Here is a 24,313-nt window from a genome sequence, read left to right on the forward strand (position 1 = left end):
AGGCAACTTGCACGGGACGCCCTGAGGGGGATGCCGATCCGGTCGAAAGCGCGCTGGACGCCTTCGGCGCTGGTATTGCGATCTTCGGCGCGGACAACCGGCTGAGCTATGCCAACGCCTGTATGCGGGAATTTTATCGCACGCTGGTCGGCGATCTTGCGGACGGGGCGATCACGCTTGCGAGCCTGACGGAGGCTTTGCACGATATCGAAGTCGGGCGCACCACGCCGGCCGAGCGCGAACGCTGGGTCGCCGCGCGCCTCGCAAGCTACGATCTGCCGCTTTACGAAACGGTCGCCCGGCTGGCCGGCGGCTGGATGCGCCTCGTCACCCAGCGCCGCCCGGATGGCCGGCTCGTCGCCTTCCGGCTGGACGTGACGGCGCTGAAGGACGGCGAGGCGCTGCTCGTCCAGCATTCCCAGGAAATCAGCCTCTATCGCGCGCTGCTCGACGAATTGCCCGTCGCGAGCTTCATGCGCGATGAAGACCAGCGCATGATCTTCGCCAACCGGGCCTATGTCGAGCTCACGGGCCGGCAGCCGGATGAGCTGCTCGGCCTCACCACGCTCGACATGTATCCCGAGCAGGGGGAGGAGTTCCACGCGCAGAACCAGCAGGTCCTCGACACTGGCGAACTGCTCGAGACCGAAATCGAATACGTCCGTGCGGACGGTTTCGTCCTGCCGACGATTACCCGGCTCCATCGCGTCACGACGCTGGACGAAAAGAGCTACCTCATCGGCTCGATCACCGACACGATGGTGCTGAAGAAGCGCGAGGAACAGTTGATCGAGGCGCAGCGCGAGGCCGAGGCGGCACGCGCGGACCTTGCAAGCGTCGTGGAATCGCTGCCCGTCGGCATCGTGGTGGTCGATGAGACCGGCACAATCGAGCTGATCAACGGTGCTTTCGCCGGGCTTTGGAACGGCGCGCTTCCGCCAATGAAGGACCGGCCACTCGGCGAACTCCTGCATTTCCAGCATGCGCAAGGGGCGACATGCGAGGATGGCACGCCTTGCGCCGACGGATACGGACATCGCCTCTATGGCATCCGCGCCGGCGAAATGCCGGTGCGCGAAGTCAGCTATGCGAACGGCCGCACGCTGATCGAGGCCGGCTGCGCCATTTCCGGCGGCCGCTGCCTGCTCACCTATATCGACATCACCGAGCGGCGCGAGCGTGAGCGCGAGGTGCTGGAGACGCGCAGCGCGCTCGAAGAGGTCGGCACCCTCATGGAGGATGCCGTCTCCTCGATGGCCCAGGGCCTGCTCATCATCGAAGGCGACAGGGTGGTGCTGTCCAACGAGGCGCTGTCCACCATGATCGCCATGCCGTCGCACCTGTTGCAGCCGGGGGCCTCGATGAAGGACGTGCTGCAAAGCTGCATCGACCGCAAGATCCCCGGTTTCGTTGGCGAGGAGCCGGTGGATGCGCGGGAATTCGGCGCCATCCTTTTCACCGGCAAGCCGGCGTCCTTGACCGTTTTCAGCGGCTACGAGCGCTGGCTGCGGCTTGACGTGACGCCGACGAGCCGCGGCCGCAACGTCATCGTCTTCTCCGACATCACCGATCTCAAGAGCCGCGAAGACGAGTTGCGCCGGCTCGTGTCGCGCGCCGAGACGGCCGACAAGGCGAAGTCGGAATTCCTCGCCAATATGAGCCACGAGATCCGCACGCCGATGAACGGCGTGCTCGGCATGGCGGAACTGCTCGCCAAATCCAATCTCGACACCCGCCAGAAGACGTTCATCGACATCATGGTGAAGTCGGGCAATGCGCTCTTGACGATCATCAATGACATCCTCGATTTCTCGAAGATCGATGCCGGCCAGATGACGCTGCGCGACGTCGCCTTCAACCCGGTGGAAGCCATCGAGGACGTCGCGACGCTGCTTTCGGCGAAGGCCGCTGAGAAGGACATCGAGCTTGTCGTGCGCGGTGCCGCGCAGATGCCGGCGGCCGTGATGGGCGATGCCGGGCGTTTCCGGCAGATCGTCACCAACCTCGTCGGCAATGCGGTGAAATTCACCGATCGCGGCCATGTGCTGATCGATCTTGCCTCAACGCCCGGGCCTGACGGTGCGGTGGACATCGAGATCCGCGTTGAAGATACCGGCGCCGGCATCCCGACCGAGAAGATGGCGTCGATCTTCGAAAAGTTCTCGCAGGTCGATGCCTCCTCGACGCGCCGCCATGAGGGCACCGGCCTGGGTCTCGCCATCACCGACGGGCTGACGCGGCTTTTCGGCGGCACGCTTGTGGCCGAGAGTGCCGTGGGGACGGGCTCGGTCTTCACCGTACGCCTGCCGATGACGCTCGCCGTCGCGGCACTGCCGGCCCGCATCATGCCGGCCAAGGCGTCGAGCGCCCGCATTCTCGTCGTGGATGCGCATGATCTCTCGCGCAAGGCCTCACACGACATGCTGCTCGGCTGGGGGTTCGATGCGACGGCGGTCGCTTCGGAAGCCGAAGCGCTGGCTGTGCTCACGGCGGCGGCCGATATGGGCCTGCGCGTCGATGCGATCCTTCTCGATTATCAGCCGGATCATTCGCCAGGCTTCGTGCGCACCCTGCGGGAGAATGCGGAAACGGCCGGAAGTGCGCTTGTCGTGCTCACCTCGATGAACCTTCCGGCGGATGACAAGCTTTTGTCCTCGCAACATGTTCAGGCGCATCTCATGAAGCCCGTGCGGGCCGATCTGCTGCGCGAGACGGTGGGCGAGGTCCTGCGCGCGATGCGTGGCGGCAAGCCCCAGCCGGTCGCCGCACCCGTGGTCGAAGGCAAGGTTCTGGCGCTTCGCCCGCATGCGGCCGGTACAATTGAGCCGGATGGCGAAGTCCTGGATGTGCTGGTGGCCGAGGACAATGAGGTCAACCAGATCCTCTTCACCCAGATGCTGATGGCGGCGGGCCTGCGCTTCCGCATCGTCGGCAATGGCGAGGAGGCGGTGGCGCTCTTCCGCGCCAGCCGGCCGGGCATGATCCTGATGGATATTTCCATGCCCGTGATGAACGGGTTGCAGGCGAGCCGGGCGATCCGCGAGATCGAAAGCGGCACCGGCCATCGCGTGCCGATCGTCGCCGTCACGGCCCATGTGCTGGAGGGCGACCGGGAGGAGTGCCTCGCCGCCGGCATGGACGATTATCTGGCCAAGCCCATCAGCATCGAGAAGCTGGAAGAGCAGCTCGACCGCTGGCTGAAGCGCGGCAAGATGCAGGCGGCCAACGGCACGCTGCACTGAGCGCTCAAATCGCCGGCTTTTCCCCGCAGAGCATTTCGCGCTTGCCGGCAAAGCCCGGCCGCCGTTCCACGACGAACCCCGCCGCGGCAAGATTGCGCCGAACGAAACCGGCCGCCGCATAGGTGCCGAACCGCCCGCCGGGAACCGTCAGCCGGAAAACCTCGGCCATCAAGTCCGCCGACCACATGTCCGGATTGCGCGAGGGCGCAAAACCGTCGAGAAACCAGGCGTCGAAGGGCAGCTGTTCCTGTGTCAGGCTTTCCAGTGCCGCGCCGCAGACAACGGTGAGGCGGACGCGCGGTTCCAGTTCGATCTCAACGCGTCCCGCGGGCGTTTCCGGCCATTTTTCGGTGAGGAATACGCGCTGGGCGTCGAGTTCCGGCCAGTGGGCGAGCGCCCGGTCGATATCGGCGCGGGCCATCGGGAAGCGCTCGAAAGAAGTGAAGTGCAGGCTTGTCCCTTCCGGCGCCGTCTCCTGCCATTGCCGCCAGGTTTCCGTGAGATTGAGGCCGGTGCCGAAGCCGAGTTCGGCGATGCGGAACGGTTCTTGCCGCTGCCAGCGGGCCGGCAGGCCGTTGCCGGACAGGAAGACGTGGCCGCATTCCAGCCGCCCGTCGTTGCGGCAATAAAAGTGATCGTCAAAGGCACTGGAATAGGGCATATCGCCCTCGTGCCAGTCGAGAACACCGAGGGTTTCGGGCGCAGTGTAGGGATCGTGGTCAGCCATGCCGAATGCCGATAGTCGCGTGAAGCCCGCGGGTCAACCGGCCGTGGACCTGCTCGTGGCCGGTGGCGGGGTGATGGGCCTCTGGACCGCACTTTTTGCCGCCCAACGGGGCCTTTCGGTTCATCTGGTCGATCGCCGGCATATCGGAGCCGGCGCCAGCGGCGGGGTGCTCGGCGCGCTGATGCCGCATTTGCCGGACCGTTGGAATGCAAAGAAGGCGTTTCAGTTTGCGGCCTTGGTGTCGATAGAAGCTGAGATCGCCGCGCTGGAGGCCGAGACTGGCCTTTCCGCCGGTTATCGGCGCTCCGGCCGCCTCATTCCGCTGACGAAACCGCAGAACCGTGACACAGCGCTGGGGCACGCACGGGATGCGCAGTCCGTCTGGTCGACATCTGACCGCAGCTTTGCTTTCGATTTGCTGGAGGCTGCCCCCATTGCCGGCTGGCCGATGGACGAGGCCATGCCGCATGGACTGGTTCACGACCATCTGGCCGCTCGTCTTTCCCCGCGCGGTCTTCTGGCCGTCTTGAAGGCGGCGCTTGAGAGACAGGCGAAGGTGACGATCACGGAAGGCGTCGGGCTCTTGGCAATCGATCCCGCCGCCGGCCTTGCCCGTCTCGATGACGGCTCGCTTCTGCCCTTCGGCCATTGTGTGCTCGCCGCCGGTGTCGAAACCTTCCCCCTTCTGCAATCCCTGACCCCGCTCGCCAAACCGGCCGGCATGGGTGTCAAGGGGCAGGCGGCGTTGCTCCTGGCATCGGTCGATCCCGGCCTGCCGGTGGTCTTCGCTGACGGTCTCTATATCGTGCCGCATGAAAACGGTGTCGTCGCCATCGGAAGCACGAGTGAAAACAGCTTTGATGATGCAAACAGTACCGATGGTCTGCTCGACACGTTGATCGAAAAGGCGCGAATGATGGCGCCTGTCCTCGCCCATACCCCGGTCATCGAACGCTGGGCGGGTCTGCGCCCCAAGGCGATCGGTCGCGAGCCGATGGTCGGGAGACACCCGGATCATGCCAATCTCAGCCTGATGACGGGTGGCTTCAAGGTGAGCTTCGGCCTGGCGCACGCGCTCGCCCGCGCGGTGCTGAACGAAATCGAGGGCGGCACGCTCGACGTACCGCCCTCGTTTACCGTACCGGCACACTTCGAGGAAGCCGGTCGGATCTGACGCAGCCTTACATCCAATAGGGCGGAACGCCGTAATAATCGTGGATCACCTTGCCGTTGCGGCGGTTCCAGTCGTATTCCGCGTCGCTTTCATAGTGCGGCGCGGCTTCGACCTGTTCCTTCGTCAGATCGACGCGATAACCGCCGAGGCCTTCGTCATAGGCGAGCTTGCCCCACGGCAGCGGATAGTGATCGTGGCCGATGCCGAGGAAACCGCCGAAGCTGAGCACGGCATAGGAGACGTGGCCGCTGCGCTTGTCGAGAATCAGGCGCTCGACCGAGCCGATATGCTTGCCATCGGCGCCATAGACGCTCGTTCCCTCGACCTTGTCGCTGGCGATGAGATCCTGGGTTTCACGAATGTTTGCATCCTGCATGACCATAAGTGTTTCTCCTTGCGTGTGATGGACAGAAAACGACGCAAAGCGGTATTGGTTCCTATTCAAGGGGTGATTGCCCCAATTCAAATCCGAGCGTCCCCCTTTCGAAGGTGACAGAATGACCGAGAAAACCTACCCGCGCGACCTCATCGGCTACGGCCGCAACCCGCCGCAAGTGCGCTGGCCCGGCGATGCCAACATCGCCGTCCAGTTCGTGGTGAACTACGAGGAGGGCGGTGAGAGCTGCATTCTCGACGGCGACCCGAACTCGGAAAACCTTCTGTCGGAAATCGTCGGTGCGGCCGCCTGGCCGGGTCAGCGCAACCTCAACATGGAATCGATCTATGAATATGGCTCGCGCGCCGGTTTCTGGCGCCTGCACCGCTTGTTCACCAGCCGTAACGTCACCACGACCGTCTATGGCGTGACGCTCGCCATGGCGCGCAACCCGGAAGCCGTCGCCGCCATGAAGGAAGCCGGCTGGGAAATCGCCAGCCATGGCTACCGCTGGCTGGAATACAAGGACTTTTCCGAGGAGAAGGAACGCGAGCACATCCGCGAGGCCGTGCGCCTGCACAAGGAGCTGACCGGCTCGCACCCGCTCGGCATGTACCAGGGCAAGCCCTCGGACAACACGCTGCGTCTCGTCATGGAAGAGGGCGGTTTCGTCTATTCCTCCGATTCCTATGCCGACGACCTGCCGTTCTGGGTGCCGGGCCTCGATGGCGAGCCCTTCCTGATCATTCCCTACACGCTCGAAACCAACGACATGCGCTTTGCCACGCCGCAGGGCTTCAACACGGGCGATCAGTTCTTCACCTATTTGAAGGACGCCTTCGACGTGCTCTATCAGGAAGGTGCCGAAGGCAGCCCGAAGATGCTGAATATCGGCCTGCATTGCCGTCTGGTCGGTCGTCCCGGCCGTGCGGCAGCCCTTGCCCGCTTCGTCGATTACGTGCTTGGCCACGAAAAGGTCTGGATCCCGCGCCGCATCGATATCGCGCGCCACTGGATCGAGAACCACCATCCGTCGAAGGTGAAGGGCGCATGATCGACCGGGCCGATTTCCTCGACCGTTTCGGCGGCGTCTTCGAGCACTCGCCGTTCATCGCCGAGCGGGCGCTCGACGCGAATGCCGTTGCCGAGCCGCTGACGGCCGGCGGCGTGCATGCCGCTCTCACCGATGCCTTCCGCAAGGCGAGCCGTGCCGAACAGCTCGGCGTGCTCGTCGCCCACCCGGATCTTGCCGGTAAGCTCGCGATTGCCGGCGGGCTGACGGAAGACAGCCGCAAGGAACAGGCCGGCGCCGGCCTCGACCGGCTGAGTGCAGCCGAACACGCCCGCTTCACCGAACTCAACACCGGTTACGTCGAAAAATTCGGCTTCCCCTTCATCATCGCCGTTAAAGGCCTTGACAAGGACGACATCCTTGCCGCCTTCGAAAAGCGGATCGGCAATACGGCCGACGAAGAATTCGAAACCGCGAAAAGCCAGGTGGAGCGCATCGCGCTCCTCCGGTTGAATGCTCTGCTCCCCGGAGATTGACGATGCCCGATGACCGAAGACTGCCCTTCCTCTCCCCGGGAGGGCTGTCCGATGGCTGAGAAGCTTGAAATCCAACCCCTGACGCAAGAGGCCTTTGCGCCCTTCGGCACCGTCATCGAAGCCGATCCCGCTTCGATGCGCCACATCAACGGCGGCACGACCGAGCGCTACCACGCGCTCGCGGAGGCCGAAGCCGTCGGCGACGATGCCAGGGTCATCATCAACCTCTTCCGCGGGACCCCGCGTGCGTTCCCCTACACTGTCGACATGATGGAGCGCCATCCGTTCGGCAGCCAGAGTTTTTCGCCGCTCGACGACCGGCCCTGGCTGGTGGTGGTGGCGGAAGACGAGGGCGGCAAGCCCGGCAAGCCGAAGGTGTTTCGCGCCGGCGGACGGCAGGGGGTGAACTATCGCCGCAATGTCTGGCACCACCCGCTGATCGCGGTCGGCGCCGTCAGCGATTTCCTCGTCGTCGACCGTCTGGGCGGCGGCGTCAACCTGGAAGAGTTCTTCCTTGAGAAACCCTTCGTCATAGAAGCACCCTGAGAGGACTTATGAGCAAGACCGGCCGCCTGACCACCCACGTTCTCGACACCGCGCTCGGCAAACCCGCCGCGGGCCTGAAGATCGATCTCTTCCGGATCGTGAACGAGGAGCGCCAGCCCGTGACGAGCGCCGTCACGAACGACGACGGCCGCGTCGATGCTCCGCTTATGGAAGGTGCCGGCTTTGCGGCCGGCACCTATGAACTGCTTTTCCATGCCGGCGATTACCTGCGCGCCTCCGGTGCCGCCGTCACCGACCCGGCCTTCCTCGACCGCATCCCGCTGCGCTTCGGCGTCGCCGATCCGGCAAGCCATTACCACGTGCCGCTGCTGCTCTCGGCCTACAGCTACTCGACCTATCGCGGCAGCTAAAGGGCGGCCTTCATCGGCTTGCCCGCCACATAGGTCTCGCGCACCGCGCGGTCGTCGCCCAGCGTCTGGAGCAGGAAGAGTTCGTCCGTCAGCGAGCGCACCACTTCCATCTTCAGCGCCATGGCGGGTGTTGCGGCCGCGTCGAGTACCACGAAGTCGGCATCCGTGCCGGCTTCCAGCGTGCCGATATGATCCTCTAGCGACAGCGCCTCGGCATTGCCGAGCGTCATGTGATAGAAACTCTCGAACGGGTTCAGCCGCTCGCCAAGCAGTTGCTGGATCTTGTAGGCCTCATCCATTGTCTTCAGCATGGAATAGCTGGTGCCGCCGCCGATATCGGTGGCGACGCCGATGCGTACGGGTTTGTCACGCCGCGAAAGCGCCTTCAACGGGAAGAGGCCCGAGCCGAGGAAGAGGTTGGAGGTGGGGCAGTGCATCGCGACCGCACCCGCCTCGCTCATCGCGTCCGCCTCGCGCTCCGAGAGATGGATGCAATGGCCGAACAGGCTCTTGCGGCCAAGCAGGCCGTATTTCGCATAGACATCCGTATAGTCGATCGCATCGGGATAGAGTTCGCTGGTGAAGCGGATCTCGTCGTGGTTTTCCGAAAGATGCGTCTGGATGTGCAGGTCGGGGAACTCGCGGGCAAGTGCGGCCGCCATTTCCATCTGCGCCGGCGTCGAGGTGATGGCGAAGCGCGGGGTGATGGCGACGTGGTTGCGGCCCTTGCCGTGCCATTGCGCGATCACCGCGCGGGTCTCGTCATAGCCCATCTCGGGCGTGTCGAGCAGGCCCTGCGGCGCATTGCGGTCCATCATCACCTTGCCGCCGATCATGCGCATGCCGCGCTTCAGCGCCTCGGCGAAATAGGCGTCGGCCGAGGTCTTGTGTACCGAGCAATAGGCGACGGCGGTCGTCGTGCCCTGGCGGATCATCTCGTCGTAGAAATGCCGGGCGATGCGGGCGGCGTGCTCGCTTTCGACGAAGCGGCATTCCTCCGGGAAGGTGTAGGTGTTCAGCCATTCGAGCAGGTTGGCGGCATAGGAACCGATCACCTGCATCTGCGGGAAATGCAGGTGCGTGTCGATCAGGCCCGGCAGGATGAGGTGCGGGCGATGGTCGATCTCCTCCACATCCTCGGGTGCCTGCGCGTGCACCGCGGCATAGGCGCCGACGGCGACGATCCTGCCATCCTCGACCAGCAGGCCGCCATCCTCCTCGTAGCGGTAGCTTGCCGCATCGTCGATCGTCTCGGGGCGGCGCAGGAAGGAGAGCAGGCGTCCGCGGATGAGGGTTTTTGTCATGGCGGTCACGTGTCCTTGTGCTGCGGTTCGTCCTTCCAGATAGAGCGCATGCGCGGGCAGGGCAATTGCCCGGTGGAACCGAAGCCCCGCCGGGTGTATTCTGCGGCATGGCTTACGAACTCTACTACTGGACCGGCATTCAGGGTCGCGGCGAATATGTCCGTCTCGTTCTCGAAGCGGCCGGCGTGCCCTACCGCGATGTCGCGCGCGAGGAGGGCGATGGTGTCATCGCCCGGGTCAGCAAAGAGGTGGCGACACCGTCCTTCGCGCCGCCCTTTCTCAGGGACGGCGACGTGGTGGTCGGTCAGGTCGCCGCCATCCTGCTCTATCTCGGCGACAAGCTCGATCTCGCACCGAAGGAGCAGCACCTGCGGCTCTGGACGCATCAGATCCAGCTCACCATCGCCGACTTCGTTCTCGAAGGCCACGACGTGCACCACCCGATCGGCGCCGGCGAATATTACGAAAACCAGAAACCCGAATCGCAACGCCGCGCCCGCGAATTCCGCGAGGAGCGCGTACCGAAATTCCTCGACTGGTTCGAGGGCATTCTCACGCGAAATCCCGAGGGCCCGGCCCATCTCGTGGGCGACCGGCTGAGCTATGCGGACCTGTCGCTGTTTCAGGTCATGGACGGCCTGACCTATGCCTTTCCGAAGCTGATGAGCGGCCTCGATGCGCGGTATCACAAGATAAGGGCGTTGTGCGTCTCCGTCGCGGAGCATCCGAAGATCAGCGCCTATCTCGCGAGCGAGCGCCGCCTTCCCGGCAACGAGAGCGATCTGTTTCGCCATTATCCTGAACTGGACGGCAGGCCGTAGTCCCCTTGGCGCGGTCCGCCTCAGGAAATCGCGACGATCTCCAGCTCCTGGCCGTTCAGGGTGACAAGATCGCCGACGCCCTTGCCGAGCAGCAGGCGTGCGACCGGTGACACATAGGAAATTGTGCCGGCCTTAGGATCGGCCTCGTCCTCGCCGACGATCCGGTAGGTCTGAACCCGCCCGTCATCGCGGCTGAATTTTACCGTGTTGCCGAAGGCGACGGTCTCGGATGATGTCGGATCGGCCATGACCTGCGCGGTGCGCAGCCGCTCGACGAGGTAGCGGATATCGCGCGCGGGGCCAGCGAGCTGTCGGCGTTTTTCGTTGATGTCCTCGATCGCATTGGCCGCCTCGAAGGCCGTGCGCGCGTCTGCCAGTTGCGTCTCGAGCGCCTTCAGGCCCGTCTCGGTGACGAGATTGGGGTGAGGAGAAATCGGCCGTTCGGGCAGCAGGGTTTCCGCTGCGGTTTCGGCACTCTCTTCCTTCATGAAAGCGACGCTCAAGATCAAGACTCCCTGTTGTTATCAGGCACTTTACGCTTCCTGCGGCATCGTCGCCAGAATCCAATCGCGAAACGCGCGGATTTTCAAAATGTTGCGTCGGTTTTCCGGATAGGCGAGCCAATAGTCGCGCCCGTCGTTGCAGGTCAGCTCGAAGGGCTGATAGAGCAGGCCGGCAGCGATCTCCGTGCGGAAATGGCCGGGATTGAGGATCGCGACACCCTGGCCGGCCATCGCGACCTGCGCGTCGATGGTCTGGATGCCGAGTTCGTTCGGCGGATAGCGCTCAAGCCCCGGATTGTCGATGCCTGCGGCGGAAAACCAGGTGCGCCACCAGATATCCGGGGCGCTGATGATCGGCAGCTTCAGGAGGTCGGCCGGTTCGTGCACACCGCCGATCGTTTCCGCCAGCGCCGGATTGAGCAGAGGCGCGAAATCCATACGCATGATGCGATGGCTCTCGAGACCCGGCCAGTCGCCCTTGCCCCAGCGGATCGAGATATCGGCTTCTTCCCGCGAAAAATCGATCAGGTCCTGCGAGGTGGATAGCCGGACGGCGATGTTCGGGTGCTTCAGCTGGAAATCGCCGAGTGTGCGACTCAGCCATTGCGTGGCGAAGGTCGGTGTCGAGTGGATGTGCAGCTTGTGCTCCGTCGCCCCCTTCAGGTCGGCCACGGCCTCCGCGAGTTTGGCAAGACCTTCGCCCACCTTCGGCGCCAGGCGCTCGCCGGCCTCGCTCAGCAGTACCTGACGCGGCTGGCGCAGGAACAGGGTCTCGCCAAGCGTCTCTTCCAGAAGCTTGATCTGGTAGCTGACCGCCGTCTGCGTCATGCCGAGTTCATCGCCGGCGCGGGTGAAACTCGCATGCCGCGCCGCCGCCTCGAAGACGCGAAGCGCGTTCAGCGGAAAGTTGCGCGACATCTTCATGGCCAAGGTCTCTTCATGCATGCAGACGAAGGTTCGATTGGAATTCCATCCCTCACGAGCGCATCCTGCACGCAATGAATGGAATTTACGAGGTTTTACCATGACATGCGTCGTCGAAACAATGCCTGTAAGGCATAAGCGGGGGCCGCTTGCCGGCTTCTGGCATAAGCTCTCTCTCGCCTTTGCCTTCCGTAAGCGTAACAACATGCCGCGCCTGCGGCCGGACGAGCTGTCTGATCACCTGAAGCGTGACCTCGGTTTTCTGGATGGGCGCGGCTAGGTGTTGTCCCGCCGCCATTTGGCAAAGACGAGCAGGATTTCCGAGGCGGTCATCGCGGCGATGACCTCGGGGCGCTTGTCGTCCACCGCACTGCCGCCGATCGGTAGAACCAGCCGCTCTGCTTCACTGCGTGGCATGTCCTGTTCGTCGAGATGGTGCAGGAATGTGCCGCGCTTCGCGTGCGAGCCGACCATGCCGATATAGGCGAGGTCCTTGCGCTGGAGTGCCTGCGTACCGATGCGGAAATCGAGCGCATGATCGTGCGTCACGATGACGACGGCGGAGCCCGTGGGAATATCCGCGATCAGCGTTTCCGGCAAGGCGGCGAAGCGATGATGCACCTCCGAGGTCAGTTGGTCGAGCGCAGTCTCGCGCGCCTCCACCACGAAGACGTTAAGGGGCAGCAGGGTCAGCGCGTCGGCAAGCGCCCGGCCGACATGGCCCGCGCCGAAAATCCAGACCTGCGGCTTTTGCCGCTCCTCGTCCGCAAGGCGCTTGTCGAGCGTCTTACGGGCCTCTTCGTCGGCGAAGGTGAAGCGCAGGTCCACGCGGCCGCCGCAACATTCGCCGTTTTCCGGCCCGAGCGGGATTTCGAGCTTCGCCGCGCCGCCGGCATCCGCCAGCAGCTTGCGCGCATTCTCGATGGCAGCATATTCCAGCTGTCCGCCGCCGATCGTGCCGTAGATGTCCGTCGGCGCGACCAGCATGAAGGTGCCTTCATCGCGCGGTGCCGAGCCTTTGGTGGCGGTGATATCGACGATGACGATGCGGTGTTCGCGGGCGAGAAAGCCCGCGAGACTATCTTGCAGAAAATTCATTTCGTCCTTCTTCGCGCCTGAAGCCCGCTTGGCTTGGGACGCAGCCGGAAACCCGCCGCGATCACGTGCCTATTTTATTGGGCGCATATTTTATTGGGCGGTCCAGCCGCCATCGACGGAGATATGGGTGCCGTTGATCGATTTTGCCGCATCGGAAGCAAGGAAAAGCGCGATCGCTGCCACTTCGTCGGTACCGACGAACTCCTTGGTCGGCTGGAACTTCAGCATGACATCGGACTTCACCTGCGCCTCGCTGATGCCGCGGGCCTTGGCCGTGTCGGGGATCTGCTTTTCGACCAGCGGCGTCAGCACATAACCGGGGCAGATGCTGTTGGCGGTGATACGATTTTCCGCGACCTCAAGCGCGACGGTTTTCGTCAGGCCCAGGACGCCGTGTTTTGCCGCCACATAGGCCGCCTTGAAGGGCGAGGCGACGAGGCCGTGTGCGGAGGCGACGTTGATGATGCGGCCCCAGCCCTTGCGCTTCATATGCGGAACGGCATTGCGGATGGTGTGGAAGGAGCTGGAGAGATTGATCGCGATGATCTGGTCCCACTTTTCCGGCGGAAAGTCCTCGATCTTCTCGACATGCTGGATGCCGGCATTGTTGACGAGGATGTCGACGCCGTCGAATTCTTCCACGGCCGTCTGGATGAGGTCCGAGATTTCGTGCGGCTTCGTCATGTCGGCGGGATGATAGAGCACCCGGCCCTTGCCGAGGCCGTCGAGTTTTGCCCGGATAGCCTCGATTTCATCGGCATTGCCGAAGCCATTGATGACGACGTTTGCGCCGTTTTCCGCAAACGCGCTGGCGATGGCGAGGCCGATGCCGCTGGTGGAGCCGGTGACGACGACACTTTTCATGCTTGTACTCTCCAGTTCATGCTGCGTCGCGGTAGCCTACGCCTAAAACTCAAGCGATGACAATTGCGTTTTCCGCGCGGTACAGTCCCGCTGAGAGCGAAGCGGGGCTTGCGTTTTATTTTCCTTTGACATTCGTTTTAGTCTCGTATTGAAGATTCCGAAGGGTCTGGGAGAGATCCTTCAAGGGGAGGGCTGCATGAGCGGATATGTTCTCGCGATCGATCAGGGCACGACATCGAGCCGGGCGATCGTTTTCGACGGCAATCAGAAAGTCGTCGGTTCCGGCCAGAAGGAATTCACGCAGATTTTCCCGCAGTCCGGCTGGGTCGAACACGATCCGGAAGAGATCTGGGAGAGCGTCGTCTGGTCGGTCAAGGCGGCCCTGAAGAAAGCCGACGTCAAGGCCTCCGATATTTCCGCCATCGGCATCACCAACCAGCGCGAGACGGTCGTCGTCTGGGAACGCGAGAGCGGCAAGCCGATCCATAACGCCATCGTCTGGCAGGATCGCCGCACCGCCTCCTATTGCGACAAGCTGAAGAAGCAGGACCTCGAAAAGACCTTCACCAAGAAGACCGGCCTGCTGCTCGACCCCTATTTTTCCGGCACGAAACTCTCCTGGATGCTCTCCAATGTGAAGGGCGCGCGGGCGCGGGGCGCAAAGGGCGATTTGTGCTTCGGCACGATCGACACGTTCCTGATTTGGCGGCTGACGGGCGGCAAGTCGCATGTGACGGATGCCACCAATGCCAGCCGCACGCTGATGTACAACATCGCGGCGAATGATTGGGACAACGAACTCTTGGACATTCTGCGCGTGCCGAAGGCCATGCTGCCCGAGGTTTTGGACTGCGCCGCCGATTTCGGCATCACGGAAAAGAGCCTGTTCGGCGCGGAAATTCCGATCCTCGGCGTTGCCGGCGACCAGCAGGCGGCGACCATCGGCCAGGCCTGCTTCGAGCCGGGCATGATGAAATCCACCTACGGTACCGGCTGCTTCGCGCTGCTCAACACCGGCGCCGACATGGTGCGCTCGAAGAACCGCCTGCTCACCACCATCGCCTATCGGCTCGACGGTGAGACGACCTATGCGCTCGAAGGTTCGATCTTCATCGCCGGGGCCGCCGTGCAATGGCTGCGCGACGGGCTGAAGGTCATCAAGGCAGCACCCGATGCGGGCGATCTCGCCGCGAAAGCCGATCCGACGCAGAACGTCTATCTCGTACCCGCCTTCACCGGCCTCGGTGCGCCGCATTGGGATCCGGAAGCCCGCGCCGCCATCTACGGCATGACGCGCAATACGGGGCCGGCGGAATTCGCCCGCGCAGCGCTGGAGGCCGTCTGCTACCAGACGCGCGACTTGCTCGACGCCATGCACAAGGACTGGAAGGCCAATGGCAAGGAAACCGTGCTGCGCGTCGATGGCGGCATGGTCGCCTCCGACTGGACCATGCAGCGCCTCTCCGACATCCTCGACGCCCCCGTCGACCGCCCGACCATTCTGGAGACGACGGCGCTCGGCGCCGCCTGGCTCGCCGGCCAGCGCGCCGGTGTCTGGCCGGACCGCAAGGGCTTTGCGAAATCCTGGGCGCGCGACACGCGCTTTGAGCCGAAGATGGACGAGAAGACCCGCACGGTGAAGATCAAGGGCTGGAAGGATGCGGTGCGGCGCACGCTGAGCGCGGGGTAACGTTCCGCTCCCCCTTCAAGGCGGTGCAGGCGGATGCTATGCGTCGCCCATGCATTCATCCCCGACCATCGTCACCGGCCGATCCTGCGGCACCTGCACGCTCTGTTGCCGGCTGCCGGATATCGATCTGTTCGACAAGCCGGCCAATGCCTGGTGCCGGCATTGCATCGAAGGCAAGGGCTGTTCGATCTATGCGGACCGGCCCTCGGTCTGCCGGGATTTCCTTTGTCTGTGGATGACCGAGGAGGCGCTCGGGGAAGCTTGGGAGCCATCGCGCTCGCATATGATGATCTACCGGCAGGGGCCGCAGATCACCGTTCTGGTCGATCCCGACCATCCCGATATCTGGCGGCGCGAGCCGTATCATGCGCAATTGCGGGCCTGGGCGGACGAGGCCGAGCCCAACGGCGGATACGTCATCGTGTTCTGTCAGGATGACGTGTTCAAGATCTGATCCATCAGGATCTTCTGTCAAAAATCAAAAATAATCCGGTGCGCCCTGTCGGCTGAGACGCTACTCCTACGTCTTTCAGCCAACGGGAGTTCACCATGCTGTATGCCGTTCTTTGTTACGATTGCGAAAGCGAGATCAATGCCTGGTCGAAGGAGCTGGACGACAAGGTCATGGCCGATCTCGGCGCTGTGAACCAGCGCTATGCCGAGGCGGGCAAGCTTGGTCCCGTCGCCCGGCTGATGCCGACGACCGCGGCCGTCACGGTGCGCAAGGGCGCGACCGACGACATCATCATGGATGGTCCCTTCGCGGAAACCAAGGAGCAGTTTCTCGGCTTCTTCGTTTTGGAGGCGGCCACCCTGGACGAGGCGATCACCTTCGCGCGTGAGCTTTCCGCCGCCAATCCGGCCAACGGCACCTATGAAATCCGGCCGTTGCAGTTCTTCAATCCGGGAGTACCCATAAAATGACGGAGCTTGCCTGGATCGATCTGGCGCTGACATCGGCACGGCCGCAGGCCATGGGGGCGCTGTTGCGCTACTTCCGTAACCTCGACCTGGCGGAGGAGGCCTTTCAGGAGGCTTGCCTTCGCGCGCTGAAGACCTGGCCCGAAAAGGGCCCGCCGCGCGATCCGGCAGCCTGGCTCATCTTCGTCGGCCGCAACAGCGGCATCGATCAAGTGCGCAAGCGCGCCAAACACCAGCCGCTTCCGCCCGAGGAGGTTCTGTCCGATCTGGAGGATACGGAAAGCGACCTCGCGGACCGGCTGGACGGCGCGCATTACCGCGATGACATCCTGCGCCTGCTCTTCGTTTGCTGTCATCCGGACCTGCCGGCCACGCAGCAGATCGCGCTGGCGCTGCGTATCGTCTCCGGCCTTTCGGTGAAGCAGATCGCCCGTGCCTTCCTCGTCTCCGAGGCGGCGATGGAGCAGCGCATCACGCGTGCCAAGGCCAAAGTGGCGGCAGCGGGCATCCCCTTCGAGACGCCGGATGCCGTGGCGCGCGCCGAGCGGCTTGGGCTTGTCGCGGCGATGCTCTATCTCGTCTTCAACGAAGGCTATTCGGCCGGCGTGCCGGACAGGGCCGATACGCCCTTCTGCGCGGAGGCGATCCGGCTGGCGCGGCTTCTCTTGAAACTGTTCCCCTCCGAACCCGAGATTATGGGGCTGACAGCGCTGTTGCTCATCCAGCATTCGCGGCTCGACGCCCGTTTTGACGCGGATGGGCAGATCGTGCTGCTGGACGATCAGGATCGCTCGCTGTGGGACCGCGCGCTGATCGACGAGGCGCTGGTGCTGATCGACAAGGCGATCCGCCACCGCGCGCCCGGCGCCTTCCAGATTCAGGCGGCAATTGCCGCCCTGCATGCCCGTGCGGCTACGGCGGCGGAAACCGACTGGCTGCAGATCGATCTGCTCTACCAGACGCTGGAGCGCCTGCAGCCTTCGCCGGTCGTGCGGCTCAACCGCGCCGTCGCGGTGTCCAAGCGGGAAGGGCCGGAGGCGGCGCTGGCGCTGGTCGAACCCTTGGCGGAGAAGCTGAACGGCTATTTCTATTTTCACGGCCTGCGCGGCGGCCTCTTGAAGCAGCTCGGCCGCTACCGCGAGGCGCATGAGGCCTTCGACCGCGCCATCGCGCTCGCGACCACACCGGCCGAGGCCGCCCACATCCGCCAGCATCTCGACAGCGTGCAGCGGGAGATGGCGGCGGCTGAAAAATAGTAGGTGTTCGGTGTCGGATCGCTCCTCCGTCGGGCGTCCTTGATACGAACCGACCAACATACCCGACGAGGAGGTCCCCCATGAACGTCAACGCCGAAATCAAGCCTGCCAACAACCGCGAACTGGTGCTGACCCGCGTGCTGAACGCCACGCCCGCCCAGCTTTTCAAGGCCTGGACGACGCCGGATATTCTGAAGGAATGGTTCATGCCGAAGCCCTACGCGCTTGCCCTCGTGGACATGGAACCGCGCGACGGCGGCAAGTTCCGCACGGTCATGACCGGTCCGGACGGTTTCCACATGGATTCGACAGGCGTCTTCCTGAAGGTCGAGAAGGACAGGCGCATCATCACGACCGATGCCTTCGGCCCCGACTGGAAGCCGACCGAAAAGGCCTTTTTCAGCGCCGAAATCCTGTTCGACGATCTCGGCAACGGCCAGACGCGCTACACCGCCATCGCCCGCCACTGGAGCGTGGAGGATTGCGAAGCGCATGAGAAGATGGGTTTCCATGAGGGCTGGGGCCAGGTGGCGACACAGCTGGAAGAGGTGGCATCGAAGCTTTGAGCTGAAGGTCGCCCTTACTTGGCGTGACAGTGATCTCTATTTGTAGTAACGTTCCTGCAAATGGAGATTGCCATGACCGTCATGTCCAGCCGCGAATTCAATCAGGATACCGGCAAGGCCAAGAAGGCCGCGGAAAGCGGTCCCGTGTTCATCACGGACCGAGGGCGGCCCGGCCATGTCCTCCTCTCCATCGAGGAGTACAGACGGTTGACCAGCGGGGAGGGCACACTCGCGGACATGCTTGCCATGCCCAATGCTGCGGATGTGGAGTTCGACCCGCCCAAACTTCGTGATTTCGGCCTGAAGCCGGTGGATTTCGGCTGATGTATCTGCTCGATACGAATGTCGTGTCGGAGTTGCGAAAGGCTTCTTCCGGGCGTATCGACGTCAATGTCCTGCGCTGGTCGCGATCGGTGCCGCCGGCGCTCTGTCACATGTCCGCGATGTCGGTCCTAGAACTGGAGATCGGCGTCCGGCAGATGGAGCGGCGCGATGCACGGCAGGGCGAGCCTCTTCGCAAATGGCTTGACGGGACCGTGCTGCCCTTCTTCAAGGATCGTATCCTTCCCGTCGATCTGGCCGTGGTGCTGCGATTTGCGGAGCTATCCGTTCCCGACCGGCGGCCGGAGCGAGACGGGTTGATCGGCGCGACGGCTCATGTGCATAACATGGCCCTCGTCACGCGCAATGTCGCGGATTTCGAGGGGGCCGGCATTCGCATCCTCAACCCCTGGCTTGACCCGTAAACACACTGTTTCCCGATCCACCCTTTCAACCGGCCATTGCCAGCCATATGTGAGGAAAAACCTCTCATCCGGAACATCTCCATGGAACTTGGCCTCTATACATTTGCCGACGTCGATCCCACCGCAGCCGACAAGGGGCGAGAAGGGGAGCGGCGGCTGAAGAACCTGCTTGAGGAAATCGAGCTTGCCGATCAGGTGGGGCTCGATGTCTTCGGGCTGGGCGAGCATCATCGGCCGGATTATGCCGCCTCGGCACCTGCCGTGGTGCTGGCCGCCGCCGCGGCGCGGACGAAGAATATCCGGCTGTCCAGCGCCGTGACGGTGCTCTCGTCGGACGATCCGGTTCGCGTATTCCAGCAGTTCGCGACGGTCGATCTCATTTCCGGAGGCCGGGCGGAAATCATGGCGGGGCGTGGCTCGTTTATCGAATCCTTCCCGCTCTTCGGCTATGCGCTTGACGATTACGACGTGCTTTTCGAGGAAAAGCTCGATCTGCTGCTGGCGATCAACGAGAGCGAAAAGGTTTCCTGGACCGGCACGATGCGCGCACCGCTGCCGGGGCTCGGCGTCTATCCGCGTCCCGCGCATGGCAGGATGCCGATCTGGATCGCCGTTGGCGGTACGCCGCAATCGGTGGCGCGGGCCGGCGCCTATGGCCTGCCGCTGGCGCTTGCCATCATCGGCGGCACGCCGTCGCGTTATGCGCCGCTGTTTGATCTCTACCGGGAAGCCGCGCGCCGTGCCGGGCAGGACGAGGCGAAGCTGAAGACCAGCATCAACGTGCATGGTTTCATCGCCGATACGACCGAAGCGGCGGCGGATGCCTTCTATGGCCCGCAGGTCGCGGTGATGAACCGTATCGGCGGCGAGCGCGGCTGGGGGCCTACGAGCCGGGCGCAGTTCGACCAGTCGACCGGGCCGACCGGCCATCTCTTCCTCGGCGATCCCGAGACGGTGGCCCGCAAGATCGTTGCGCACCAGAAGATCTTCAAGAACGACCGCTTCCTGTTGCAGATGGCGATCGGCCTGATGCCGCATGATCAAATTTTGCGGGGAATCGAGCTATACGGCACCCGCGTCGCCCCGCTCGTGCGCGAGATGCTGGCGGAGCAATCGGCGAAGTCCGAGCCTGCTTCCGCCTGACAGCGGCGCGCGGGCGTGATAGGACGCCCGCGAAAGAGAGAAACGATGACCCTGGAAAACGACGACGACCTCAACGGCCTGAAAGCCATCGGCCGGATCTGCGCCAATGTGCTGCAGCACATGCAGACGGCGGTACGATCAGGCATGACGACGGCCGAACTCGACCTGATCGGCCGGCGCATGCTGGAGGCCGCAGGTGCCGTGTCGGCGCCGGAAAGCTGCTACAAGTTTCCGGGCGCGACCTGCATTTCCGTCAATGAGGAAGTCGCGCATGGCATTCCGGGCGACCGGGTGATCCGGGACGGCGATCTCGTCAATATCGATGTCTCGGCGGTGCTCGACGGCTACTTTGCCGATACGGGCGCGTCCTTCGTTCTGGGACGTTCGACGCCGGCGGTGGAGCGGCTTTGCCGGGATGGCAAGCGGGCGCTGTGGGTCGGTCTCAAGGAAGTGAAGGCGGGCAAGCCGCTGGCGCAGGTGGGCAATGCCATCGGCGAATTCGCCCGCAAGAACCGCTACACGCTGATCGCCAATCTCGCCAGCCACGGTGTAGGCCGCTCGCTGCACGAAGAGCCGACGGAAATCGCCACCTGGCCCGATCCGCAGGAAACGCGTCGCATGACGGACGGCCTCGTCTTTACGGTCGAACCCTTCCTGTCGCTCGGCGCCAACTGGGCCGAAAGCGGCGACCGGGACGAATGGACGCTCTACAGCGAGCCTAACGCGCCGACGGTGCAGTTCGAGCACACGGTCGTCGCCACGCGCAACGGGCCGCTGGTCGTGACGCTGCCGGGTTGAACCGCGCTCTTCGAGCCTTCACCGGCGCTGATCCGTCGATCAATTAATCTCGTTTGTCGCGGCCATGTTGCAGTGCGATGGTCGCGCCATGATGCAGCGCACGCCATTCCTGTCGCATGAGCCCGTCCGGGCAGCCTTTGCCGGTGCGGTCGCTATGGCCGTCGCCATGGGCCTCGGCCGCTTCTTCTACACGCCGGTTTTGCCGGGCATGATGGCGGGCCTTGGGCTGAATGCCGCCGATGCCGGTATCATCGCCGCGGCCAATTTCGCGGGCTATCTGCTCGGTGCGGTGCTGGCCGCCTATGGCTGGGCCGCCGGGCTCGAGCGGCGCCTTGCCATAGGCGCGCTGGTGTCTACCGTCGTGCTGCTCGTCGCCATGGGGTTGCTTTCCAGCGTCGCGGCGCTGTCCGTCGTGCGGTTTCTCGCCGGCCTTGCCAGCGCCTTCGCCATGATCTTCACCTCCGGCATCGTGTTGTCCATCGGTCTGCGTCATGGCGATCCGCGCGTGCAGATGGCGCATTTTTCCGGTGTCGGCTTCGGCATCGTGGTTTCGGCGCTGCTGGTCTATCTGCTCTCGCTCATCGATACGCCGACGCTTCCGACCTGGCGCATCGATTGGCTTGCCGGGGCCGCACTTGGGGCCATCGGACTGATCGTGGTGATGGGACTTCTGCCACGCCCGGAAAGCCATGCGGGCGCGCGGCGCGAGCCGGCCATCGTCTGGACGCGGCCGCTCGTGGCGCTGACGCTGAGCTATGGCCTGTTCGGCATCGGCTATGTCGTCACCGCCACCTTCATCGTTGCGATCGCCCGCGAAGGCGCTCACAGCCCGCTGCTCGAATGTCTGACCTGGCTGGTGACGGGCGCCGCCGCCGCCGTCTCCGTCCTCGCCTGGAAGCCGGTGGTGCGACGTTATGGCGTGGCGGCGGCTTATCTCGCGGCGCTGCTGGTCGAGATGGTCGGCGTTGCCGTCACCGTGACGCTGCCGTTTCCGGCCTCGGCGCTGATCGGCGGGGTTCTGCTCGGCCTCACCTTTATCGTCATCACCGCTTACGGTCTGCAGCTTGGCCGGGTTCTGGCGAGCGAAAGCCCGCGGCAGGTCCTGGCGCTGATGACGGCGGCCTTCGGTGTCGGCCAGATCCTCGGGCCGCTCGGCGCGGGTTTCCTTGCTGCCCGCACCGGCAGCTATCTCCTGCCCAGCCTTGCTGCCGCCGCCATCCTGTTGCTGGCTGCGGTGATCGTCGTGCTGGGCGGAACGCTTTCCATTAAATCTCGGTAATCCGGGCGCTTGGCGATTGTTGCTGTTCGCAAACTCCTCTAGGTTCGGCGCGAACCGGCGGCGCTGCTGCCATCAGAAAACGAAAGTTTCGCGCCTTGTTCCATTCCTTCTTCCCGCAACCGAAGCTGTTCTTCACCTCCGGTGCCGTATGGGCCATCATCTGCATCGCCGTCTGGTACACGGTGGGGCCGCAAATGGGCGCGGCCATCGGCCTGCCGCCGCTCGGGCCTGACGAGAAGGCTCCGATCGGGCTTGCCTATTTCTTCTCGCCTGACAACCTTTGGTTCTACCTCTATTTCACGATCTTCGTGCTGATCTTCGGCTTCGTCTGGAAAGCCATCGCGCGCAATCATCCCTGGGCGAACTGGGCCATCTGGGGTTCGGCCTTCATCATCTTCATCGCCTATTTCTCGGTGCAGGTGTCGGTCGCGCTCAACAATTGGCGCGGCCCGTTCTTCGATCTCTTCCAGGCGGCGCTCTCCAAGCAGGGCAATGTGACGGCCGACCAGCTCTTCTCGTTGCAGCTACGCTTCCTCGAAATCGGCATGGTCGGGGTGGTGCTGAACGTCGTCACGGCCTTCTTCACCAACCACTATGTCTTCCGCTGGCGTACCGCCATGAACGACTACTACATGTCCAAGTGGTCGAAGCTGCGCCATATCGAAGGTGCCTCGCAGCGTGTGCAGGAAGACACGATGCGCTTTGCTAATATCCTCGAAGGGCTCGGCGTCACCTTCATCAATTCCATCATGACGCTGGTGGTGTTCCTGCCGATCTTGTTCCGCATGTCGGAATATGTCGGCGACTTGCCTGTCATCGGTGCCGTTCCCCACGCGCTGTTCTGGCTCGCCATCATCTGGTCGCTGTTCGGTACGGCGCTGCTCGCCATCGCCGGTATCAAGCTGCCCGGCCTGCAATTCCGCAACCAGCGCGTCGAGGCGGCCTATCGTAAGGAACTCGTCTATGGCGAAGACCATGCTGATCGTGCCGACCCCGTCACGGTAAAGGAGCTGTTCGGCAATGTGCGGCGCAATTATTTCCGCATGTACTGGCACTACTGCTATTTCAACGTCGCACGCTTCGGCTATGGCCAGCTCGACGCGATCTTCCTGAACTTCATCCTCATCCCGACCATCGTGGCCGGCCGCATCACCATGGGCACCTGGCAGCAGATCGCCACCGCCTTCGGCGAGGTCAGCAACTCGTTCCAGTATCTCGTGAACTACTGGTCGACGATCATCGAGCTGCTCTCGATCCACAAGCGTCTGAAGGCCTTCGAAGCGGCGATCGACGACAAGCCGCTGCCGGATATCGACGAACGCTATCTGCAACGGGCGGCGGATGAAGGCGAGCTTGCGGCCAACGAGCCGTAACACTCTTAGAGGGCGGCTTCGGTCGCCCTTTTCTCTTTGGCGAGAATGTCGAGGGCTTCGGCGTAGCTGACGCAGGCGACATCGCTCTTGCCGCAGGTTTCCGTGAGGAACGTATCGAGCGCGCGCCAATAGGCGCCGGCATTCATCTCCACGAAATGGAAGCCGAGCTGGAGGGGCACGCGCTCGCCGGCATATTGCTTGGCGAAGGCGGCGCGGTAGGCGGCAAGCGTGCTTTCCTCGAAGGCGGCGCTCTTTTCGGGAGCCTCCTTGCCCTTGGAGTGCCGAACATAGAGATTGTAGTCCATGGCGATGACCGGGCGCTGCGCGGTGCCCTCCGGAATCAGCGGCAGGCCGAAGCGCTGGATCTCGCCGCTGGCGACGGGCATGGCCGGTCCCTTGGTCACGAGGCTGGCATCATAGGTGAAGCCGCTCGCTTCCAGCGCCTTGACCAGGCCGCTGCCGGCCGAAAGGTAGGGCGCGCGAAACCCCTTGATGTCCTTCCCGGCAAAATCCTGCCAGCCTGCCGGTTCGCGCTCACCGACGCCGGCACTCTGCCAGGCCGTCTTCAGCGCCTGCTGGAAGAAGGTGAATTCGGCCTTCCAGTCCTCGGCGCTCCACTTGCCGCCGTCGAAATGGCCGCAGGCATGGCTGCCGATGTCGTGGCCCTCCAACTTCGCCAGCCAGATTTCGCCAAGCCGCAGGACCGTGTCCTCCTTGTCGGGTGCGAAGCCGACATTGGAACGGCCGCGTTTTTCATGCGGCGCCTGATATTGCGCGCGTTCCGATTTGGGGAAGAGGAAGGTGCAGGACAGGAAATAGGTGAAATGCGCGCCGGTGCGCTTGGCCATGGCCCGGCTTTTCTCCCACAGCAGATTGTCGTGTGCGCCGTCGAAGGAGACGATGACGAGCTGCTTGCGTCTGGCCGGCTCGATCGCGTCGTCCTTGGCGAGAACGGGGCCTGCGGCGAGCAGGACTGCGAGGGGGAGGAGGGAAAATCGAGACAACATGGCTACCCGCGACAATTTGCAAAGGGTCTGTCATCG

At 63.6% G+C, this 24,313-nt stretch carries 27 protein-coding genes; 19 read left to right on the forward strand and 8 right to left on the reverse strand.

The annotated features are described in order from the left end of the window. Positions 1 to 3,242 (forward strand): response regulator (locus ACOZK4_RS10990; protein ID WP_421591923.1); only part of this gene is annotated, 3,242 nt, incomplete at its 5' end. Positions 3,243 to 3,246: 4 nt separating this feature from the next. Here ACOZK4_RS10990 and mnmD read toward each other — a convergent pair. Further along, the gene (mnmD, locus tag ACOZK4_RS10995; protein ID WP_421591924.1) at positions 3,247 to 3,969 is read right to left on the reverse strand and encodes a tRNA (5-methylaminomethyl-2-thiouridine)(34)-methyltransferase MnmD; all 723 of its coding nucleotides are present in this window, start codon (positions 3,967 to 3,969) and stop codon (positions 3,247 to 3,249) included. Here mnmD and ACOZK4_RS11000 point away from each other — a divergent pair. Next, on the forward strand, positions 3,968 to 5,143 hold the full coding sequence (locus ACOZK4_RS11000) for an NAD(P)/FAD-dependent oxidoreductase (protein WP_421591925.1): 1,176 nt from the start codon (positions 3,968 to 3,970) through the stop codon (positions 5,141 to 5,143). The two genes, mnmD and ACOZK4_RS11000, sit on opposite strands and share 2 nt — an antisense overlap. A 7-nt stretch (positions 5,144 to 5,150) precedes the next feature. On the opposite strand, the gene ACOZK4_RS11005 is transcribed toward ACOZK4_RS11000, so the two are convergent. After that, on the reverse strand, positions 5,151 to 5,519 hold the full coding sequence (locus ACOZK4_RS11005; RefSeq protein ID WP_313528011.1) for a PRC-barrel domain-containing protein: 369 nt from the start codon (positions 5,517 to 5,519) through the stop codon (positions 5,151 to 5,153). A 121-nt stretch (positions 5,520 to 5,640) separates the two neighbouring features. Between ACOZK4_RS11005 and puuE the strand changes: the two genes are divergently transcribed. Genes puuE through uraH form a run of 4 tightly spaced genes read left to right on the forward strand, consistent with a single transcriptional unit; the run spans position 5,641 to position 7,984 of the window. After that, on the forward strand, positions 5,641 to 6,573 hold the full coding sequence (gene puuE, locus ACOZK4_RS11010; RefSeq protein ID WP_421591926.1) for an allantoinase PuuE: 933 nt from the start codon (positions 5,641 to 5,643) through the stop codon (positions 6,571 to 6,573). Next, positions 6,570 to 7,067 (forward strand): 2-oxo-4-hydroxy-4-carboxy-5-ureidoimidazoline decarboxylase, encoded by a 498-nt coding sequence (uraD, locus tag ACOZK4_RS11015; RefSeq protein WP_421591927.1) that lies wholly within the window; start codon positions 6,570 to 6,572, stop codon positions 7,065 to 7,067. The genes puuE and uraD overlap by 4 nt, the downstream gene beginning before the upstream one ends. Positions 7,068 to 7,118: 51 nt before the next feature. After that, positions 7,119 to 7,613 carry an ureidoglycolate lyase gene (locus ACOZK4_RS11020; protein WP_421591928.1) on the forward strand — a complete coding sequence of 165 codons (495 nt, stop codon included), beginning with the start codon at positions 7,119 to 7,121 and terminating at the stop codon, positions 7,611 to 7,613. An 8-nt stretch (positions 7,614 to 7,621) separates the two neighbouring features. Then, positions 7,622 to 7,984: a hydroxyisourate hydrolase gene (gene uraH / locus ACOZK4_RS11025; protein WP_421591929.1), complete on the forward strand. Its 363-nt coding sequence runs from the start codon at positions 7,622 to 7,624 to the stop codon at positions 7,982 to 7,984. Here uraH and guaD read toward each other — a convergent pair. Beyond that, the gene (gene guaD, locus ACOZK4_RS11030; RefSeq protein WP_421591930.1) at positions 7,981 to 9,288 is read right to left on the reverse strand and encodes a guanine deaminase; all 1,308 of its coding nucleotides are present in this window, start codon (positions 9,286 to 9,288) and stop codon (positions 7,981 to 7,983) included. The genes uraH and guaD overlap by 4 nt on opposite strands. Positions 9,289 to 9,395: 107 nt before the next feature. Between guaD and ACOZK4_RS11035 the strand changes: the two genes are divergently transcribed. Beyond that, entirely contained in the window at positions 9,396 to 10,109 is a 714-nt protein-coding gene (locus ACOZK4_RS11035) for a glutathione S-transferase (protein ID WP_421591931.1), read from the forward strand. A gap of 20 nt (positions 10,110 to 10,129) precedes the next feature. Here the strand turns inward: ACOZK4_RS11035 and greA are convergent, their stop codons facing one another. Next, positions 10,130 to 10,612, reverse strand: coding sequence for a transcription elongation factor GreA (gene greA / locus ACOZK4_RS11040; protein WP_421591932.1), 483 nt, complete (start codon positions 10,610 to 10,612; stop codon positions 10,130 to 10,132). A 30-nt stretch (positions 10,613 to 10,642) separates the two neighbouring features. Beyond that, the gene (locus tag ACOZK4_RS11045) at positions 10,643 to 11,536 is read right to left on the reverse strand and encodes a LysR substrate-binding domain-containing protein (RefSeq protein ID WP_421591933.1); all 894 of its coding nucleotides are present in this window, start codon (positions 11,534 to 11,536) and stop codon (positions 10,643 to 10,645) included. Here ACOZK4_RS11045 and ACOZK4_RS11050 point away from each other — a divergent pair. Then, positions 11,535 to 11,816: a hypothetical protein gene (locus tag ACOZK4_RS11050; protein ID WP_421591934.1), complete on the forward strand. Its 282-nt coding sequence runs from the start codon at positions 11,535 to 11,537 to the stop codon at positions 11,814 to 11,816. The two genes, ACOZK4_RS11045 and ACOZK4_RS11050, sit on opposite strands and share 2 nt — an antisense overlap. On the opposite strand, the gene xdhC is transcribed toward ACOZK4_RS11050, so the two are convergent. Both xdhC and ACOZK4_RS11060 read right to left on the reverse strand, forming a co-directional pair. Then, entirely contained in the window at positions 11,813 to 12,634 is an 822-nt protein-coding gene (gene xdhC, locus ACOZK4_RS11055; RefSeq protein WP_421591935.1) for a xanthine dehydrogenase accessory protein XdhC, read from the reverse strand. The two genes, ACOZK4_RS11050 and xdhC, sit on opposite strands and share 4 nt — an antisense overlap. Before the next feature lie 90 nt (positions 12,635 to 12,724). Then, positions 12,725 to 13,498 (reverse strand): 3-hydroxybutyrate dehydrogenase, encoded by a 774-nt coding sequence (locus ACOZK4_RS11060; protein WP_421591936.1) that lies wholly within the window; start codon positions 13,496 to 13,498, stop codon positions 12,725 to 12,727. Positions 13,499 to 13,694: 196 nt separating this feature from the next. Between ACOZK4_RS11060 and glpK the strand changes: the two genes are divergently transcribed. The 11 genes from glpK to sbmA all read left to right on the forward strand — a co-directional run bounded on the left by glpK (position 13,695) and on the right by sbmA (position 23,270). Continuing rightward, positions 13,695 to 15,188 carry a glycerol kinase GlpK gene (gene glpK, locus ACOZK4_RS11065; protein WP_313528036.1) on the forward strand — a complete coding sequence of 498 codons (1,494 nt, stop codon included), beginning with the start codon at positions 13,695 to 13,697 and terminating at the stop codon, positions 15,186 to 15,188. 49 nt (positions 15,189 to 15,237) lie between these two features. Further along, entirely contained in the window at positions 15,238 to 15,642 is a 405-nt protein-coding gene (locus ACOZK4_RS11070; RefSeq protein ID WP_313528038.1) for a hypothetical protein, read from the forward strand. 95 nt (positions 15,643 to 15,737) lie between these two features. Beyond that, a complete protein-coding gene (locus ACOZK4_RS11075; protein WP_313528040.1) occupies positions 15,738 to 16,112 on the forward strand; it encodes a YciI family protein in 375 nt (124 codons plus the stop codon). Then, positions 16,109 to 17,365: an RNA polymerase sigma factor gene (locus ACOZK4_RS11080; protein WP_421591937.1), complete on the forward strand. Its 1,257-nt coding sequence runs from the start codon at positions 16,109 to 16,111 to the stop codon at positions 17,363 to 17,365. The genes ACOZK4_RS11075 and ACOZK4_RS11080 overlap by 4 nt, the downstream gene beginning before the upstream one ends. An 80-nt stretch (positions 17,366 to 17,445) precedes the next feature. After that, entirely contained in the window at positions 17,446 to 17,931 is a 486-nt protein-coding gene (locus ACOZK4_RS11085; protein ID WP_421591938.1) for an SRPBCC family protein, read from the forward strand. A gap of 66 nt (positions 17,932 to 17,997) precedes the next feature. Further along, the gene (locus ACOZK4_RS11090) at positions 17,998 to 18,255 is read left to right on the forward strand and encodes a type II toxin-antitoxin system Phd/YefM family antitoxin (protein ID WP_421592018.1); all 258 of its coding nucleotides are present in this window, start codon (positions 17,998 to 18,000) and stop codon (positions 18,253 to 18,255) included. Beyond that, the gene (locus ACOZK4_RS11095; RefSeq protein WP_421592020.1) at positions 18,252 to 18,677 is read left to right on the forward strand and encodes a type II toxin-antitoxin system VapC family toxin; all 426 of its coding nucleotides are present in this window, start codon (positions 18,252 to 18,254) and stop codon (positions 18,675 to 18,677) included. Before ACOZK4_RS11090 ends, ACOZK4_RS11095 begins: the two co-directional genes overlap by 4 nt. A gap of 81 nt (positions 18,678 to 18,758) precedes the next feature. Beyond that, positions 18,759 to 19,820, forward strand: a complete 1,062-nt coding sequence (locus ACOZK4_RS11100; protein ID WP_421591939.1) for an LLM class flavin-dependent oxidoreductase — start codon at positions 18,759 to 18,761, stop codon at positions 19,818 to 19,820. A 45-nt stretch (positions 19,821 to 19,865) separates the two neighbouring features. Then, positions 19,866 to 20,618, forward strand: a complete 753-nt coding sequence (gene map / locus ACOZK4_RS11105) for a type I methionyl aminopeptidase (protein ID WP_421591940.1) — start codon at positions 19,866 to 19,868, stop codon at positions 20,616 to 20,618. Positions 20,619 to 20,706: 88 nt separating this feature from the next. Next, entirely contained in the window at positions 20,707 to 21,897 is a 1,191-nt protein-coding gene (locus tag ACOZK4_RS11110) for a YbfB/YjiJ family MFS transporter (protein WP_421591941.1), read from the forward strand. A gap of 95 nt (positions 21,898 to 21,992) precedes the next feature. Then, positions 21,993 to 23,270, forward strand: coding sequence for a peptide antibiotic transporter SbmA (gene sbmA, locus ACOZK4_RS11115; protein WP_421591942.1), 1,278 nt, complete (start codon positions 21,993 to 21,995; stop codon positions 23,268 to 23,270). 5 nt (positions 23,271 to 23,275) lie between these two features. Here the strand turns inward: sbmA and ACOZK4_RS11120 are convergent, their stop codons facing one another. Next, positions 23,276 to 24,277, reverse strand: a complete 1,002-nt coding sequence (locus tag ACOZK4_RS11120) for a polysaccharide deacetylase (RefSeq protein WP_421591943.1) — start codon at positions 24,275 to 24,277, stop codon at positions 23,276 to 23,278. Positions 24,278 to 24,313 lie beyond the last annotated feature (36 nt).

The sequence above is a fragment of the Shinella sp. M27 genome (genome assembly GCF_049199905.1).
In the GTDB taxonomy this organism is placed as follows: Bacteria; Pseudomonadota; Alphaproteobacteria; order Rhizobiales; family Rhizobiaceae; genus Shinella.

Coding starts and splice junctions, on each gene's coding strand:
- ACOZK4_RS11000 (WP_421591925.1), top strand. CDS start 3,968: ATGCCGAATGCCGATAGTCGCGTGAAGCCCGCGGGTCAACCGGCCGTG.
- mnmD (WP_421591924.1), bottom strand. CDS start 3,969: ATGGCTGACCACGATCCCTACACTGCGCCCGAAACCCTCGGTGTTCTC.
- ACOZK4_RS11005 (WP_313528011.1), bottom strand. CDS start 5,519: ATGCAGGATGCAAACATTCGTGAAACCCAGGATCTCATCGCCAGCGAC.
- puuE (WP_421591926.1), top strand. CDS start 5,641: ATGACCGAGAAAACCTACCCGCGCGACCTCATCGGCTACGGCCGCAAC.
- uraD (WP_421591927.1), top strand. CDS start 6,570: ATGATCGACCGGGCCGATTTCCTCGACCGTTTCGGCGGCGTCTTCGAG.
- ACOZK4_RS11020 (WP_421591928.1), top strand. CDS start 7,119: ATGGCTGAGAAGCTTGAAATCCAACCCCTGACGCAAGAGGCCTTTGCG.
- uraH (WP_421591929.1), top strand. CDS start 7,622: ATGAGCAAGACCGGCCGCCTGACCACCCACGTTCTCGACACCGCGCTC.
- guaD (WP_421591930.1), bottom strand. CDS start 9,288: ATGACAAAAACCCTCATCCGCGGACGCCTGCTCTCCTTCCTGCGCCGC.
- ACOZK4_RS11035 (WP_421591931.1), top strand. CDS start 9,396: ATGGCTTACGAACTCTACTACTGGACCGGCATTCAGGGTCGCGGCGAA.
- ACOZK4_RS11050 (WP_421591934.1), top strand. CDS start 11,535: ATGGCCAAGGTCTCTTCATGCATGCAGACGAAGGTTCGATTGGAATTC.
- ACOZK4_RS11045 (WP_421591933.1), bottom strand. CDS start 11,536: ATGAAGATGTCGCGCAACTTTCCGCTGAACGCGCTTCGCGTCTTCGAG.
- xdhC (WP_421591935.1), bottom strand. CDS start 12,634: ATGAATTTTCTGCAAGATAGTCTCGCGGGCTTTCTCGCCCGCGAACAC.
- ACOZK4_RS11060 (WP_421591936.1), bottom strand. CDS start 13,498: ATGAAAAGTGTCGTCGTCACCGGCTCCACCAGCGGCATCGGCCTCGCC.
- glpK (WP_313528036.1), top strand. CDS start 13,695: ATGAGCGGATATGTTCTCGCGATCGATCAGGGCACGACATCGAGCCGG.
- ACOZK4_RS11070 (WP_313528038.1), top strand. CDS start 15,238: ATGCATTCATCCCCGACCATCGTCACCGGCCGATCCTGCGGCACCTGC.
- ACOZK4_RS11075 (WP_313528040.1), top strand. CDS start 15,738: ATGCTGTATGCCGTTCTTTGTTACGATTGCGAAAGCGAGATCAATGCC.
- ACOZK4_RS11080 (WP_421591937.1), top strand. CDS start 16,109: ATGACGGAGCTTGCCTGGATCGATCTGGCGCTGACATCGGCACGGCCG.
- ACOZK4_RS11085 (WP_421591938.1), top strand. CDS start 17,446: ATGAACGTCAACGCCGAAATCAAGCCTGCCAACAACCGCGAACTGGTG.
- ACOZK4_RS11100 (WP_421591939.1), top strand. CDS start 18,759: ATGGAACTTGGCCTCTATACATTTGCCGACGTCGATCCCACCGCAGCC.
- map (WP_421591940.1), top strand. CDS start 19,866: ATGACCCTGGAAAACGACGACGACCTCAACGGCCTGAAAGCCATCGGC.
- ACOZK4_RS11110 (WP_421591941.1), top strand. CDS start 20,707: ATGATGCAGCGCACGCCATTCCTGTCGCATGAGCCCGTCCGGGCAGCC.
- ACOZK4_RS11120 (WP_421591943.1), bottom strand. CDS start 24,277: ATGTTGTCTCGATTTTCCCTCCTCCCCCTCGCAGTCCTGCTCGCCGCA.